Origin of the sequence: Streptomyces sp. MUM 2J (assembly GCF_022414535.1) — a bacterium.
Taxonomy (GTDB): Bacteria; Actinomycetota; Actinomycetes; order Streptomycetales; family Streptomycetaceae; genus Streptomyces.
The window spans coordinates 140,633-154,568 of sequence record NZ_JADWYM010000006.1; the positions used below are offsets into that span (position 1 = coordinate 140,633).

12 protein-coding genes are annotated in these 13,936 nt (G+C 73.0%); 10 read left to right on the forward strand and 2 right to left on the reverse strand.

All coding sequences use genetic code 11. The annotated features are described in order from the left end of the window. Nucleotides 1–86 precede the first annotated feature (86 nt). Both I3F54_RS08420 and I3F54_RS08425 read right to left on the reverse strand, forming a co-directional pair. Entirely contained in the window at nucleotides 87–1,433 is a 1,347-nt protein-coding gene (locus tag I3F54_RS08420; protein WP_374205875.1) for a sensor histidine kinase, read from the reverse strand. Between the two features lie 240 nt (nucleotides 1,434–1,673). Then, the gene (locus I3F54_RS08425) at nucleotides 1,674–2,939 is read right to left on the reverse strand and encodes a sensor domain-containing protein (protein ID WP_240118009.1); all 1,266 of its coding nucleotides are present in this window, start codon (nucleotides 2,937–2,939) and stop codon (nucleotides 1,674–1,676) included. 207 nt (nucleotides 2,940–3,146) lie between these two features. Between I3F54_RS08425 and I3F54_RS08430 the strand changes: the two genes are divergently transcribed. The 10 genes from I3F54_RS08430 to I3F54_RS08475 are packed head-to-tail and all read left to right on the forward strand — an operon-like array spanning nucleotide 3,147 to nucleotide 13,779. Beyond that, on the forward strand, nucleotides 3,147–3,539 hold the full coding sequence (locus tag I3F54_RS08430) for an NADH-quinone oxidoreductase subunit A (RefSeq protein WP_240118143.1): 393 nt from the start codon (nucleotides 3,147–3,149) through the stop codon (nucleotides 3,537–3,539). Then, on the forward strand, nucleotides 3,530–4,174 hold the full coding sequence (locus I3F54_RS08435; protein WP_240118010.1) for an NADH-quinone oxidoreductase subunit B: 645 nt from the start codon (nucleotides 3,530–3,532) through the stop codon (nucleotides 4,172–4,174). Before I3F54_RS08430 ends, I3F54_RS08435 begins: the two co-directional genes overlap by 10 nt. Further along, entirely contained in the window at nucleotides 4,171–5,913 is a 1,743-nt protein-coding gene (locus I3F54_RS08440; protein ID WP_240118011.1) for an NADH-quinone oxidoreductase subunit C, read from the forward strand. The genes I3F54_RS08435 and I3F54_RS08440 overlap by 4 nt, the downstream gene beginning before the upstream one ends. After that, nucleotides 5,910–6,878 carry a complex I subunit 1 family protein gene (locus tag I3F54_RS08445; protein ID WP_240118012.1) on the forward strand — a complete coding sequence of 323 codons (969 nt, stop codon included), beginning with the start codon at nucleotides 5,910–5,912 and terminating at the stop codon, nucleotides 6,876–6,878. Before I3F54_RS08440 ends, I3F54_RS08445 begins: the two co-directional genes overlap by 4 nt. A 2-nt stretch (nucleotides 6,879–6,880) precedes the next feature. Beyond that, nucleotides 6,881–7,627: an NADH-quinone oxidoreductase subunit I gene (locus I3F54_RS08450; RefSeq protein WP_240118013.1), complete on the forward strand. Its 747-nt coding sequence runs from the start codon at nucleotides 6,881–6,883 to the stop codon at nucleotides 7,625–7,627. After that, nucleotides 7,624–8,298 carry an NADH-quinone oxidoreductase subunit J gene (locus I3F54_RS08455; protein ID WP_240118014.1) on the forward strand — a complete coding sequence of 225 codons (675 nt, stop codon included), beginning with the start codon at nucleotides 7,624–7,626 and terminating at the stop codon, nucleotides 8,296–8,298. Before I3F54_RS08450 ends, I3F54_RS08455 begins: the two co-directional genes overlap by 4 nt. Further along, nucleotides 8,298–8,687: an NADH-quinone oxidoreductase subunit NuoK gene (gene nuoK, locus I3F54_RS08460; RefSeq protein WP_240118015.1), complete on the forward strand. Its 390-nt coding sequence runs from the start codon at nucleotides 8,298–8,300 to the stop codon at nucleotides 8,685–8,687. The genes I3F54_RS08455 and nuoK overlap by 1 nt, the downstream gene beginning before the upstream one ends. Continuing rightward, nucleotides 8,684–10,678, forward strand: coding sequence for an NADH-quinone oxidoreductase subunit L (locus I3F54_RS08465; RefSeq protein ID WP_240118016.1), 1,995 nt, complete (start codon nucleotides 8,684–8,686; stop codon nucleotides 10,676–10,678). The genes nuoK and I3F54_RS08465 overlap by 4 nt, the downstream gene beginning before the upstream one ends. Nucleotides 10,679–10,684: 6 nt before the next feature. Then, the gene (locus tag I3F54_RS08470; protein ID WP_240118017.1) at nucleotides 10,685–12,259 is read left to right on the forward strand and encodes a NuoM family protein; all 1,575 of its coding nucleotides are present in this window, start codon (nucleotides 10,685–10,687) and stop codon (nucleotides 12,257–12,259) included. Continuing rightward, nucleotides 12,256–13,779, forward strand: a complete 1,524-nt coding sequence (locus I3F54_RS08475; protein ID WP_240118018.1) for an NADH-quinone oxidoreductase subunit N — start codon at nucleotides 12,256–12,258, stop codon at nucleotides 13,777–13,779. Before I3F54_RS08470 ends, I3F54_RS08475 begins: the two co-directional genes overlap by 4 nt. Nucleotides 13,780–13,936 lie beyond the last annotated feature (157 nt).

Below are 13,936 nucleotides of genomic sequence, written 5' to 3' on the forward strand. Positions count from 1 at the left end.
CGGGGGCGAGCGGGAGAGGCCGGCTACCGGGCACGAGCGCCGGCGGGGCACCGGGGGCGCGGCGCCCGGCCGGGGTGGCGGCACCGTCAGCCCCGCCACGGCAGCTCCGCCGTCACCCGGGTCGGCCCGCCCGCCGGCGAGTCCACCAGCAGGATCCCGTCCACCGCGTCCAGGCGCTCCGCCAGCCCCGCCAGCCCGGACCCGCCGGCCGGAGCGGCGTCCGCGCCGCCCACCCCGTCGTCCGCCACCTGGATCATCAGCCGGTCCGTCGACCGCCACACGTCCACCGAGGCCGACCGGGCCCCGCTGTGCTTGCTGATGTTCTGCAGCAGCTCGGACACCGTGAAGTACGCGATCCCCTCGATCGCCGGCGCCGGCCGCGACGGCAGGTCCACCTCCACCGTCACCGGTACGGTGCAGCGGGAGGCGACCGAGGACAGCGCCGCGTCCAGGCCGCGGTCGGTGAGCACCGCCGGATGGATGCCCCGGGCCAGGTCCCGCAGCTCCTGCAGCGCCGTCTTCACCTCGCCGTGCGCCTCGTCCACCATCCGCGCCGCCGCCTGCGGGTCCTCCCGCAGTTTCTCCCGGGCGAGCCCCAGATCCATGGCCAGGTTGACCAGCCGGGCCTGCGCCCCGTCGTGCAGATCCCGCTCGATGCGCCGCAGGTCGGCGGCGGCGGTGTCCACCACGACCCCCCGGTCCGACTCCAGCTCCACCACCCGCGACGCCAGCCGCGACGGCCCGAGCAGCCCGTGCACGAGCAGCCGGTCCACCGTGGTCAGCGCCCGCACGATCCACGGCGCCGCCAGAGTGAAGAGCAACCCCACCGACGCCGTCACCGTGATCTCGAACGGGTTGTCCAGATAGACGCGGTGCTGCTCGTCGCCGTACAGCTGCAAGCCGCCCTGACCGCCGTAGACCGGGAAGAGCCAGAACCACAGCGGGTACGTCAGCAGCGCCCAGCCGTACGCCCACACGGTCACCGCGACGGAGAAGGAGAGCACCGCCCACGGGAAGTGCAGCACCGCGTACAGCAGGTGCCGCCACGACGCGCCGCTCTTCAGGACGGCGACCGTCCAGCCCATCGGGCCCGTGCCGCGCACCCGCAGCGGCTCCGGCTCGTCCACCTCCAGCCCCAGCAGCCCGCGTGCCCGGGCCCGCTCCAGCATCCCGAGAGCGCGGCAGCCGGCCAGCGCCGCCGCCAGCACCGGAATGCCGAGGAAGGTCACGAGCAGGCCCGTGCCGAGCGCGACCATCGTCACCGCGTACGTGAACATCAGGATGCCCATCGGCAGGTTCAGCAGCACGTACGCGAACTCGCGCCAGCTGCGAGCCTCGAACGGTGCCCGCAGCGCGGCCGGCAGCCGGGGCCGCCGGGCGCTGCCGTCCTCGAACCCCTGCCGGTGGTGCCGTTCCCCGTACCTCATGGCCATGGCCGTCGTCCGTTCCGCTCGTCGTCGTGCGCCCGTTGCCCGGTCCGCCCGCCACCCGGCCGGTCCGTCGTCCCCGCCGGGTGTCCGGCCGCCCTGCGCGCGGCGCGGCCGGCATGCCGGTGGGGACGTCGTGAGGTCCGGCCGAGGGGCGGTCGGCTGTCGTACCTCCACCCTGCTGCGCCCCGGGCCGCCGGACCATGGAGTGCGTCGGCGTCCCGGACGGGGGGTTTCCCCCACCCCCTAGGTGGGCGAGCCCCCGCCGGGGGACCGGTCCCGCCAGGGCAGCTCCGCCGTGACGGTCGTCGGACCGCCCGGGGGAGAGTCGACGACGAACAGGCCGTCCACGGCGTCCAGCCGCTCCGCCAGGCCCCGCATCCCCGTTCCGCCGTCCAGCGCCGCGCCGCCGCGGCCGTCGTCCCACACCTGGATCAGCAACCGGTTCTCCGACCGCCACACCTCCACCGACGCCGAGCGCGCACCGCTGTGCTTGCTGACGTTCTGGAGCAGTTCGGAGACGGTGAAGTACGCGATTCCCTCGATGGCCGCGGCGGGCCGCACCACCAGGTCCGCGGTCACCGTCACCGGCACGGTGCAGCGGGAGGCGACCGAGGACAGCGCCGCGTCCAGGCCGCGGTCGGTGAGCACCGCCGGATGGATGCCCCGGGCCAGGTCCCGCAACTCCTGCAGCGCCAGCTTCACCTCACCGTGCGCCTCGTCGACCATCGCCGCCGCCGCGTCGGGGTCCTCCAGCAGCTTCTCCTTCGCCAGACCCAGCCCCATGGCCAGGTTGACCAGCCGGGCCTGCGCCCCGTCGTGCAGATCCCGCTCGATGCGCCGCAGGTCGGCGGCGGCGGTGTCCACCACGACACCCCGGTCGGACTCCAGTTCGGCGATGCGGCGCTCCAACTCGTCCGACGGCGACAGCAGCCCCCGCACCATCGCCCGATCCACGTCACCGAGCACGCGCGCCAGGAACGGCAGCACCGGCCACAGCACGAACAGCGAGACCAGGACGGTGACGAAGGTCAGAACCCCCCACGGCAGCCGGATGACGTCGTACAGCGCCGCGCGCCAGGCCACCGGGTCCTTCAGCGCCATCCACAGGCGGCCGAGGACACCGTCCGCCCGGCGCAGCGGCAGGCGGCTCGGCTCGTCGATCCGCAGCCCGAGCAGGACCCGCGCCCTGCCCCGCTCGAATCGCCCCAGCAGCCGTGTGCCCGTCAGCGCGAGGGCCAGCAGCGGCAGGCCGACCACCGTGAACGTCAGCGCACCGCCGACCAGCAGCACCGTCGTCACGTAGACGAAGCCGACCAGCGCCATCGGCAGGTTCGCCAGGAGATGCGCGATCTCCTTCCACGTCCGCACGTCGAAGGCGAGGCGCGCGGGCGGCAGGCGCTTCTCGCCGTCGTCCGCCGAGAGCGGCGGGGGCGACGGGCGCGGCGACCGTCGCGGCGGCTGCGACGGGTGACGCCGGGGGTGCTGGGGGCGCGGCGGTGTTGCGGTCATAGGGGCCAGCGTGCCGTGCGCCCCGGCGCCACGCCATGAGGTCGACCGCCCTCCGCCGACGGGGGAAAACCCCACCCTTGCCGCGAACCGGCATCTCAAGGCGTGACGGGCTGCTTACCGGCTCTTTATCAGGGCCTAGACTCCCGTGCGTACAGATCCTCGAACGTGTCGAGGTCAGAGAGCGAGGGGCGGACGTTGCGGGAGACGCTGCGGGAGCCGACCGTCGTCGCGGCGGACTACTACCAGTCGTACGCGGTGGTCGGCCTGCTGGCCGTCGTCGGCGTGCTGTTCGTGGCCGTCGCCTTCGGCGCGAGCCGCCTGCTGCGCCCCGTCGTACCCACCCCCGAGAAGCTCCTCACGTACGAGTGCGGCGTCGACCCCGTCGGCGAGGGCTGGGCCCACACCCAGGTGCGCTACTACGTCTACGCGTTCCTGTACGTCATCTTCGCCGTCGACTCGATCTTCCTGTTCCCCTGGGCGACGGTCTTCGCCGACCGCGGCTACGGGGCGACGACGCTGGTGGAGATGTTCATCTTCCTCGGCTTCCTGGCCGTGGGCCTGCTGTACGCATACAAGAAGGGCGTCCTGGCATGGACGTGAACCCCCCGGTGCCCGAGCCCGTCCTGCTTCCGGATCCCGTCGGTCCCCCCGCCGAAGGCAGGGGGAGACTGGGCCCCTTGGCCCGGCTGGCCCCGGAACCGATGAAGGTCGTCCTGAACTGGGGCCGCCGCTACTCGCTGTGGGTCTTCAACTTCGGCCTCGCCTGCTGCGCGATCGAGTTCATCGCCGCGTCGATGGCGCGCCACGACTTCATCCGCCTCGGTGTGATCCCGTTCGCGCCGGGCCCGCGCCAGGCCGACCTCATGATCGTCTCCGGCACCGTGACGGACAAGATGGCCCCGGCCGTCAAGCGGCTGTACGAGCAGATGCCCGAGCCGAAGTACGTCATCTCCTTCGGTGCCTGCTCCAACTGCGGCGGCCCCTACTGGGACTCCTACTCCGTGACCAAGGGCGTCGACCAGATCATCCCCGTCGACGTCTACGTCCCCGGCTGCCCGCCCCGGCCCGAGGCGCTGCTCCAGGGCATCCTCAAGCTCCAGGAGAAGATCGCCCGCGAGTCGCTCGGCGAGCGGTACGGCGACGGCGCCGGCACCTCCGGCACGCGACGCCCGTCCACCGCGGCGCTGCAGAGCGGCCTGGTGCGGCCGCCGGCACCCGAGGGGGAGACACGATGACCGCAGTCGGCTGGCTGCCTGCCGCGACCGAGGAACTGTTCGGCCCGGACGCCACGGCGGAGGAGTCCTACGACCTCCTCACCGTCGACGTCCCGCCTGCGTCCTGGCTCACGGCGCTGGAGACGGCTCGCGACCGGCTCGGCTGCACCTACTTCGACTGGCTGAGCGCTGTCGACGAGCCCGGTACGGGCTTCCGCGTCGCCGCCCACGTCGCCGCCCTGCCCCCCTCCCCGGTACACCGGCTCCTGCTGCGCACCACCGTTCCGCACGAGTCGCCGGCCCTGCCGTCGGCCGTCGCCGTCTACGCCGGTGCCGCATGGCACGAGCGGGAGACCCACGAGATGTTCGGCGTCGACTTCGACGGGCATCCCGCACTTGACCACCTCCTGCTGCCCGAGACGTTCGAGGGACACCCGCTGCGCAAGGACTTCGTCCTCGCCGCCCGCGTGGCCAAGGCCTGGCCCGGCGCCAAGGAGCCGGGGGAGTCCGAACACGGCGGTCCCAAGCGCCGCCAGATGCTTCCCCCGGGCGTCCCCGACCCCAACGAGTGGGGCCCCCTGAAAGGGCAGCTCCCCGAGGCCCCCGCCCGTCCCGCGCGGGGCGCGGGCCGTGCCGGTCGTGCGGCGGGCGCCGCGGGCGAGCGTCCGGCCCGCCGCACGCGCTCTGCCGCTCAGGGATCGGCGAGCCAGGCCGCGGGCCGGGACACCGACGGCGCCGCCGGGACACCGGGCACCGCGGACGACACCGCGTCCACCGATGCCGCCCCGCCCTCGGCATCGGCAGCCGCCGCCCGTCCACGCCGGGCACGCAGCGCCTCCGAAGGCTCGGCGAGCCAGCGCACCTCCGGCCCCCGGCGCGCCCGGAGCGCAGGCGAGGGCTCGGCCTCCCAGCGTGCCGAGGCGGCCGAGGCCGCCGGTACGGCAGCCGGCTCGGACGCGTCCGCCCGGCCCACGGAAACCGGAGCACCCTCGGCAGCGGCGGAGCCCGGAACACCGTCGGCGCCGGCTTCGGCGGAGTCGGGTGCACCGACAGGTCCGGAGCGGTCCGGTACGACGTCCCCGAGGTCTGGCTCGAAGCGGCCCGGTGCCCCTGCGCCCGCGCCCGGCCGCCGCCCCGCGGTCCCCGGCGGCTCCGACGCCCCCTGGCACCACGCCCGTCCGGCCTTCGACCAACCGGAACAGGCGGAACCGAAAACTCCGGAGCCCGGGGCGGACGACACGAAGCCGGAGGCGGAGCCGCGCCGGACGCAGCCCGGGGCTGACCGGGCGGCGCCGGGGACGGAAGGGCCGGAGCCCGGGGCGGACCGGGCGAAGCCGGAAGCGGGGCGGCAGGATCCCGGGGCGGGACCGTCGAAGCCCGAGGCCGGGGGGACGGGGCCGGACGCGGAGCAGCCCGCCCAGGACGCAGCTCGGCCGGAGGACGCGGCACCGGGGACTCCCGTCTCCCAGGAGGCGGAGTCCACCGCTTCCGCGGAAGGCCGTAGTCCGAGGAGCCCCGCGTCGGGGACCTCCGGGCGGGAGGCGCCTGCTGCGGACGGCCCGGTCCCGGACAGCACCGGTTCGGACAACTCCGGGCCGGGGGCACCGGCTTCGGACGGCCCCGCGCCGGACAGCGCCGGCTCGGACACCCCGACGCCGGAGAACCCCGCGCCGGAGAACCCCGCGCCGGACCGTCCGGCCGGGTCGACCCCGCCCCGGAACCATCGCGACACCGACCACCCCGCAGGAGGCACGCAGTGAATGACGCGCTCGACGTCGCCCTGCGACTCCTCGCCGTCTTCGTCGTCTTCCTCACCTTCCCCCTGATCGTCGGTCAGACCGAGCACAAGGTGATGGCCCACATGCAGGGCCGCCTCGGCCCGATGTACGCCGGTGGCTTCCACGGCTGGGCCCAGCTGGTGGCGGACGGCGTGAAGTTCGCGCAGAAGGAGGACGTCGTCCCCGCGGGCGCGGACCGCCGCATCTTCCAGCTGGCTCCCGCCGTGGCGCTCCTGCCCTACCTGCTGGTCCTCCTCGCCATCCCCATCGGCCCCGGCGAGGGCGCGGTCGGCGAGGTGATCGACGCGGGTCTCTTCTTCGTCCTCGCCGTGATGGGCGTCGGTGTCCTCGGTTCCCTCATGGCCGGATGGGCCAGCGCCAACAAGTTCTCCCTTCTCGGCGGCCTGCGCACCGCCGCCCAGCTGCTCGCCTACGAACTCCCGATGCTGCTCGCCGCCGCCTCCGTGGCGATGGCGGCCGGCACGGTCTCCCTTCCCGGCATCCTCGACGCGTTCGAGTGGTGGTGGCTGCCCTGGCAGATCGTCGGCGCGTTGGTCTTCTTCGTCGCCGGCCTCGCCGAGTTGCAGCGCCCCCCGTTCGACATGCCCGTCGCCGACTCGGAGATCATCTTCGGGGCGTACACCGAGTACACCGGTCTGCGCTTCGCCCTGTTCCTCCTCGCCGAGTACGCCGGGATCATCGTCCTGTGCGGCCTGACGACCGTCCTCTTCCTGGGCGGCTGGCACGGGCCGTGGGGCGCCGACGGCCTCGGCTGGGTGTGGACCCTGCTGAAGACGGCCGTCCTCGCGTTCGTCGTCATCTGGCTGCGTGTGACCTATCCCCGTCTGCGCGAGGACCAGCTCCAGAAACTGTCGTGGACGCTCCTCGTCCCCCTCTCCCTCGTTCAGATCGCCCTCACCGGCATCGTCAAGGTGGTGATCCGGTAGCCATGGCTCCCTTCCCCGGCTCCGGCCTGGCCAAGGGCCTCGCCGTCACCCTCCGCACGATGACGAGGAAGTCCGTCACCGAGCAGTACCCGGACACCCAGCCCGACCTCCCGCCCCGCACCCGCGGCGTGATCGGCCTGTTCGAGGAGAACTGCACGGTCTGCATGCTGTGCGCCCGCGAGTGCCCGGACTGGTGCATCTACATCGACTCCCACAAGGAGACGGTCCCGGCGGCGGCCCCGGGAGGCCGGGAACGCAGCCGCAACGTCCTCGACCGGTTCGCCATCGACTTCTCCCTGTGCATGTACTGCGGTATCTGCATCGAGGTCTGTCCTTTCGACGCGCTGTTCTGGTCCCCCGAGTTCGAGTACGCGGAGACCGACATCCGTGACCTCACCCACGAGCGGGACAAGCTCCGCGAGTGGATGTGGACCGTCCCGGCCCCGCCCGCCCTGGACGCCGCCGCGGAGGAACCGAAGGAGGTGGTGGCGGCCCGGAAGACCGCCGAGAAGCTGGCGGCCCAGCAGGAGACCACCCCGCCCTCCGAGTCCGCCCCGGCCCGCCCCGAGGCTCCGGCGCGCCCCGAGCGACCCGCCGGCGGCGGGACGCGCGCAGCCGAGCGGCCGGCCGATGTGCAGGGCGACTCGGAGAAGACGGGCGATTCCGGGCCGCAGTCCGACCGGTCCCGGCCAGACCGGGCGCCGGGCGACTCTGAAACCCCTGAGCCGGGACAGGAGGGCCAGGCATGACGTTCACCGCGGCCGTCGCCGCCGCTTCCACCACCGCCCCGTCCGCCGAGACGCACGGCTTCCTCTCCCCGACGGGCGTCGAGGTCGCCTTCCTGCTCGTCGGTCTGCTCACCTTCGGCGCCGCCCTGGTCACGGTCACCACCAGGCAACTGGTGCACGCCGCCCTGTGGCTCGTGGTGGCCCTCGGGGGTCTCGCCGTCGAATACCTCCTGCTCAGTGCCGAGTTCATCGCCTGGGTGCAGGTCCTCATCTACGTCGGCTCCGTCGTCGTTCTCCTCCTGTTCGGTCTGATGCTCACCAAGGCGCCCATCGGCCGCTCGCCGGACGCGGACTCGGGCAACCGCTGGATCGCCCTGATCGTGGCGGTCGCCGCGGCGGCCACCCTGATCTGGGTCGTCGTCGACGCCTTCCGGGCCACCTGGATCGATCTGGACGGCGCCCCGGCCGGCTCCACCGAGGTCACCGGCGAGAGCCTGTTCCAGAACTGGGTCCTCCCCTTCGAAGCCCTCTCCGCCCTCCTCCTCGCGGCCCTGGTCGGCGCCATCGTGCTGTCCCGCAAGGCCGAGGAGGAGCCGAGCTCTCCCCCTGTGAACTCCCGCGCCGGCGCCGGAAGTTCCCCGTCCGTCCCGGATTCCCGGAATCACCCGGTCGAGCAGGAAGGCGCCCGCTGATGCACCTCGCGTTCCCCGCCGTCCTGTCCGCCCTGCTGTTCTGCACCGGCCTCTACGGTGTGCTGGCCCGGCGCAACGCGATCCTCGTGCTGATGTCGGTCGAGCTGATGCTCAACGCGGTCAACCTCAACCTGGTCGCCTTCGACGTGTGGCTCAGCAGGACCGCCGAGGAGACCCTGCACTCCGGCCAGGCCCTCACCCTGTTCACCATCGCCGTCGCCGCCGCCGAGATCGGCATCGGGCTGGCCATCGTCCTCGCCGTGTACCGCAACCGCGGCACCTCCGACATCGACAAGCTCCGCGACACCGCCGAGGGCCCCGGCCCCGACGACTCCGACAGCGACGCCCTCGCGGCCGAGCGGGCCGGGAAGGCAGAGGCCTCCGCGTGACCACGACCACCCTCGCCGTCCTCGTCCCCGTCCTGCCGTTCCTCGGCGCGACCGCGGGACTGCTCCTGGGCCGCACGGCTCCCGGGCTCGTGCGTCCGCTCGCCGTCCTGCCGACCCTCACCTCCCTCGTGCTCGCCGTCCTGGTCGCCGTGCGCCAGGGCGGGGACACGGCCCTGAACTCCGCCACCGAACTCACCCCGACCGGCTCGGTGCCCATCGACCTCGCCCTGTACATCGACGGCTTCGCCGCACTGGTCGCCGTGCTCGTCGGCGTCGTCGCCTCCTGCGTGCAGATCTACTCGACGGGCTACCTTCGCGACGACCCGCGCTACGCGTCCTACGCCGCCCTCGTCTCCCTGTTCACCTCCGCGATGTTCCTCGTCGTCTACTCCGGCGACCTGATCGTCCTGCTGGTCGGCTGGGAGGTCATGGGCATCTGCTCCTACTTCCTGGTCGGCCACTACTGGGAGACCCCCGAGGCCCGCGCCGCCTCCATCAAGGCGTTCCTGGTCACCAAGCTCGGCGACGTGCCCTTCCTCATCGGCCTGTTCGCCCTCGCCGGGGACACCGGCTCCTTCCGCATCACCGAGATCCTCGGCACCGTCGCGAGCGGCGGCCTCGACCATCCGACGCTGATCGCGCTGCTGCTGCTCGCGGGCGTGGCCGGCAAGTCGGCGCAGTTCCCGCTGCACACCTGGCTTCCCGACGCGATGGCGGGCCCCACCCCCGTCTCCGCGCTGATCCACGCCGCGACGATGGTCGCAGCCGGCGTCTACTTCGTCGCCCGTCTCCTCCCCGTGTTCCAGGCCTCCTCGGCCGCCTTGGTGGTCCTCGCGACCATGGCCGCGGTGACGATGGCCGGCTCCGGGCTCGCCGCGCTCGCCCAGGACGACATCAAGCGGGTCCTCGCCTACTCCACGATCGGCCAGCTCGGCTACATGACCGGCGCTCTCGCCGTCGGCGATCGGGGTGCCGCCGTCTTCCACCTCCTGTCCCACGGCGCTTTCAAGGCGCTGCTGTTCCTCGCCGCCGGCGTGATCATCCACGCCGCCGGCACCAACTCGCTGGCCGCCATGTCCCGTATGGGCCACCTGCGCGACCGGGTCCCCGACGCGTACTGGACGATGACGGTGGCGCTGCTCGCGCTCGCCGCCGTCCCGCCGTTCAGCGGCTTCTTCTCCAAGGAGTCCGTCCTCGGGGCCGCCGAACAGGCCTCCGCCGGGCACACCGCGTCCGTGCCCTCGGCCGCGGGCTGGCTCGTCCTCGTCTCCGGACTGCTCACCGCCCTCCTCACCGCCGCCTACGCGACGCGCCTGTGGCTGCTGGCCTTCCGCGGCCGGGGTGCCGAGGCCCCCGACCACGGCCGGCAGCCCCTGACGATGACCGTGGTGCTGTGGGTCCTCGCCGTGCCGTCCCTGGCCTTCGGCGGGCTCGCCTACCGCCTGCTGCCGGACTGGTTCGACGGCCGGGACCTGGCTCCGACGCTGACCACCTCCGTCGTCGGTACCGGCGTGGCGCTGGCCGGCGGCATCGTGACCTACGCCGCCTGGCGGCACACCACCGCGCTCGCCGCCCGCGTGCCCCTGGGGGCCGTCGCGGCCCACCCCGAGGGCGACGCGGGCCTGGTCGAGGCCGAGGCCATCGCCAGCCACGCGGCCGCCTACGGAGACGTCGCCGACGCCCCCGACCCGGCCGACCCCGGGCGGCTGCTCCTCGGTCCGCTGCACCGGCCCGCCGCCGTCGGGTTCCACCTCGACGCCGTCTACCGGGTGCTGTTCGTCCGCCCGGTCGAGGCGGGGGCGCGCCTCGTGCGATTCCTGGACCACGAGGTCGTCGACACCTATGTACGCGGTGCCGGCGCCCTGGCGCGCCGGCTCGGGGACGCCGTACGGCGCGCCCAGACCGGCAATCTGCAGACCTATGTGAGCGCGCTGCTCGCCGGCACCGTCGTCCTCGCGGTCGCCGTCGTCCTCGTCGCCACGGGAGCGTGAGCAGGCGTGATCGATATCAGCGAGTCCGTGATGCAGTTTCTTCTGGCGTTCGTCGTCGCCGGCCCGCTCCTCGGCGCTGCCGCAGCCCTCCTGCCGGCCCCGCCCGGGCTGAAGGGGAAGTCGCCCGAGCAGGCCGTCCTCCGGCACGGCGTGACCGTGACCGGCGCGGTGCTGGTCGCCGCGATCGTCCTGGTGCTCGGCTTCGACCACGACCATCCGTCGAGGATGCAGGCCACGACCGACATCAGCTGGATCCCCGCACTCGACGTGCGGATCCACCTCGGCATCGACGGCATCTCCCTCCCCCTTCTGGTCCTGACCGCGCTGCTGACCTTCCTGAGCGCCCTGTACTCCTACTTCAACATGCCGGCGGGCCCCAGCCCCAAGGCCTTCGTCCCGCTGCTGCTCGTCCTGGAGTCCGGCACCCTCGCCACCTTCGCCGTCCTCGACCTGCTGTTGTTCTTCCTCGCCTTCGAGACCGTCCTGATCCCGATGTACTTCCTCATCGCCCGCTGGGGCGGCAGGGGCCGGGCCCAGGCCGCCTGGAAGTTCATCCTCTACACACTGCTCGGCTCGGTCGTCATGCTGCTCGGCCTGCTCCTGATCGGAATCAATGCGGGCACGTTCGACATGGTGGCACTCGCCACTGACAACGGTGGGACGCTGACCACATCCGTGCAGGTCACCGCCGTTCTGGCGATCGGGATCGGGCTCGCGGTCAAGACCCCGATGTGGCCCTTGCACACCTGGCTGCCGGACGCGCACACCGCCGCGCCGACCGTCGGCTCGGTGCTGCTGGCGGGCGTCCTGCTGAAGATGGGGACGTATGGATTCGTCCGGATCGTTCTCCCCGTGGCCCCCGACGGATTCCACACCTTCGCGCCCTACCTCGCCGCGTTCGGCGTCGTCGGGATCATCTACGGATCCCTGGCCTGCCTCGCCCTGGCGAAGCAGGGAGCGCAGGGCGACCTCAAGCGGCTCATCGCCTACTCCTCCGTCGGCCACATGGGCTTCGTCCTGCTCGGTATCGCCAGCACCACGCCCACCGGCGTGAACGGCGCGCTGTTCGCCAACATCGCCCACGGCCTCATCACCGGCCTGCTCTTCTTCCTCGTGGGCGCGCTGAAGGACCGCACCGGCACCACCGACCTCGACACCCTGGCCGAGGAGACCGGAGCCGCGCTCTACGGCAGGGCGCCCCGCCTCGGCGGCCTCCTCGCCTTCGGCGCCGTCGCCTCGCTCGGCCTGCCCGGCCTCGCCGGGTTCTGGGGCGAGATGCTCGCGCTGTTCGGCGCGTTCCGGCCGGCAGCCGGCCTCGACCGCGGCGCGTTCCTCACCTTCATGGCGATCGCCGCGCTCGGCACCCTGCTCACCGCCGCGTACATGCTCGTCGTGGTCCGCCGGGTCTGCATGGGTGCCCTCCCCCAGGACGTCCCGACGCTCGCCGACGTCCGCGGCTACGAGTTCGCGGCCTGGACCCCGCTCGTCGCCCTCACCGTCGTCGCAGGCCTGTGGCCCAGGTCCCTCCTCGGCCTGACCGACCCGGCCGTGCAGCAGCTCCTCGCAGGAGGCACCCGATGAGCTCCCCGGCCCAGTCCCTGGCCGCGTCCCTGGTCCAGTCCGTCGACTGGCTCGCCATCGCGCCGCCCACCGTCACCGCGGTCGTCGCGCTCGCCGTCCTGGTCGCCGACCTGTTCCTGCCCGAGGAGAAGAAGGCGCTGCTCGGCCGGCTGTCGGTCGCCGGCCTGGCTGCCGCCGCGCTCCTGCTGCTGCCCCTGCTCGACGGCGACCGCTCCACCTTCTGCCTGACCGGCGACCCGCAGGCGTGCAGCTACACCGCGGACCGCTTCACCCTCGTCATCCAGCTCCTGGTCCTCGGCGGCGCCCTCCTCACCGCACTGCTGTCGATCACCACACTGAAGGACGCGCGAGGGCGACTTCCCGAAGGCGAGTTCTGGTTCCTGCTGCTGTCCTCCGCCGCAGGCGCCGCCCTCCTGCCCGCCTCCCGGGACCTCGCCACCCTGATCGTCGCCCTGGAGGTCGCCTCCCTGCCCGCCTTCGCCCTGGTCGGCCTCCGGCACGGCGACAGGCGGTCCTCCGAGGCGGCCCTGAAGTTCTTCCTGTCCTCGGTCACCGCGACCGCGGTCAGCCTGATGGGCGTCAGCTTCGTCTACGCCTCCACCGGAACCCTCTACCTCACCCAGGTCGCCGAACGGATCCAGCAGGCCGACGGGCAACTGCACACCCTCGCCCAGACCGGTGTGGTCCTCACCCTCGTCGGCTTCGCCTTCAAGACGGCCGCGGTGCCCTTCCACTTCTGGGTGCCCGAGACGTACGTGGGTGCGCCGCTGCCGATCGCCGCCTACCTGTCCGTCGTCGGCAAGGCGGTCGGTTTCTCCGGCCTCATCCTCGTCACCGTGGTCGGCCTGCCGTCGTACGCCGACGTGTGGGGCCCGGCGCTGGCGGCGCTGGCGGTGCTCACCATGACCGTCGGCAACGTCGGGGCCCTGCGCCAGCAGTCCACGCGCGCGTACAGCGCGGTACGGCTGCTGGCCTGGTCGTCGGTCGGTCAGGCCGGCTACCTCCTCGTCCCGATCGCCGCCGCCGCGTACACCGATGACGCCGAGCGCGCCGTCGGATCCACCGTCGCCTACGCCCTCATGTACGGCGTCGTGAACCTCGGCGCCTTCGCGGTGGCGGCTCTGGTGGGCCGTACGCGGGAGGCGAACCGCCTCACCGACTACCGCGGCCTGTACGCGAAGAACCCGCTCGCGGCCCTGCTCCTGGCCTTCTTCCTGCTCTGCCTCGCAGGGCTGCCGCCCGGCATCATCGGTCTCTTCGCGAAGGTCGCCGTCTTCTCCGCGGCGGTCGACGCGGGCCTGGGCTGGCTCGCCGTGGCCATGGCGGTCAACGTCGTGATCGCGCTGTTCTACTACCTGCAGTGGACGGCACTGCTCTTCCGTGCACCGGAGGGCGAACCGGTCGGGCACCGGGTTCCCGCGCCCCTGACGGCTGCCATCACCCTGACGGCCGTCCTCGCCGTCGCTCTCTCCGGTGCGCCCGAGACGGTGCTGCGTTTCGCCGGCACCGGCCTGTTCTGATCCCGCGTCGATTCCCCGGCCGGTACGCGCGCGGGCCAGCCGCCCGCCACGGGCCGTCCTTCACCCGGACGGCCCACGCCCGCCCCTCGTCCGCACAAGGGAACTAGTGCTCCTCGCCTGGCGTTGACCAGTACGGGAGGGTCCACTGGACGTGACA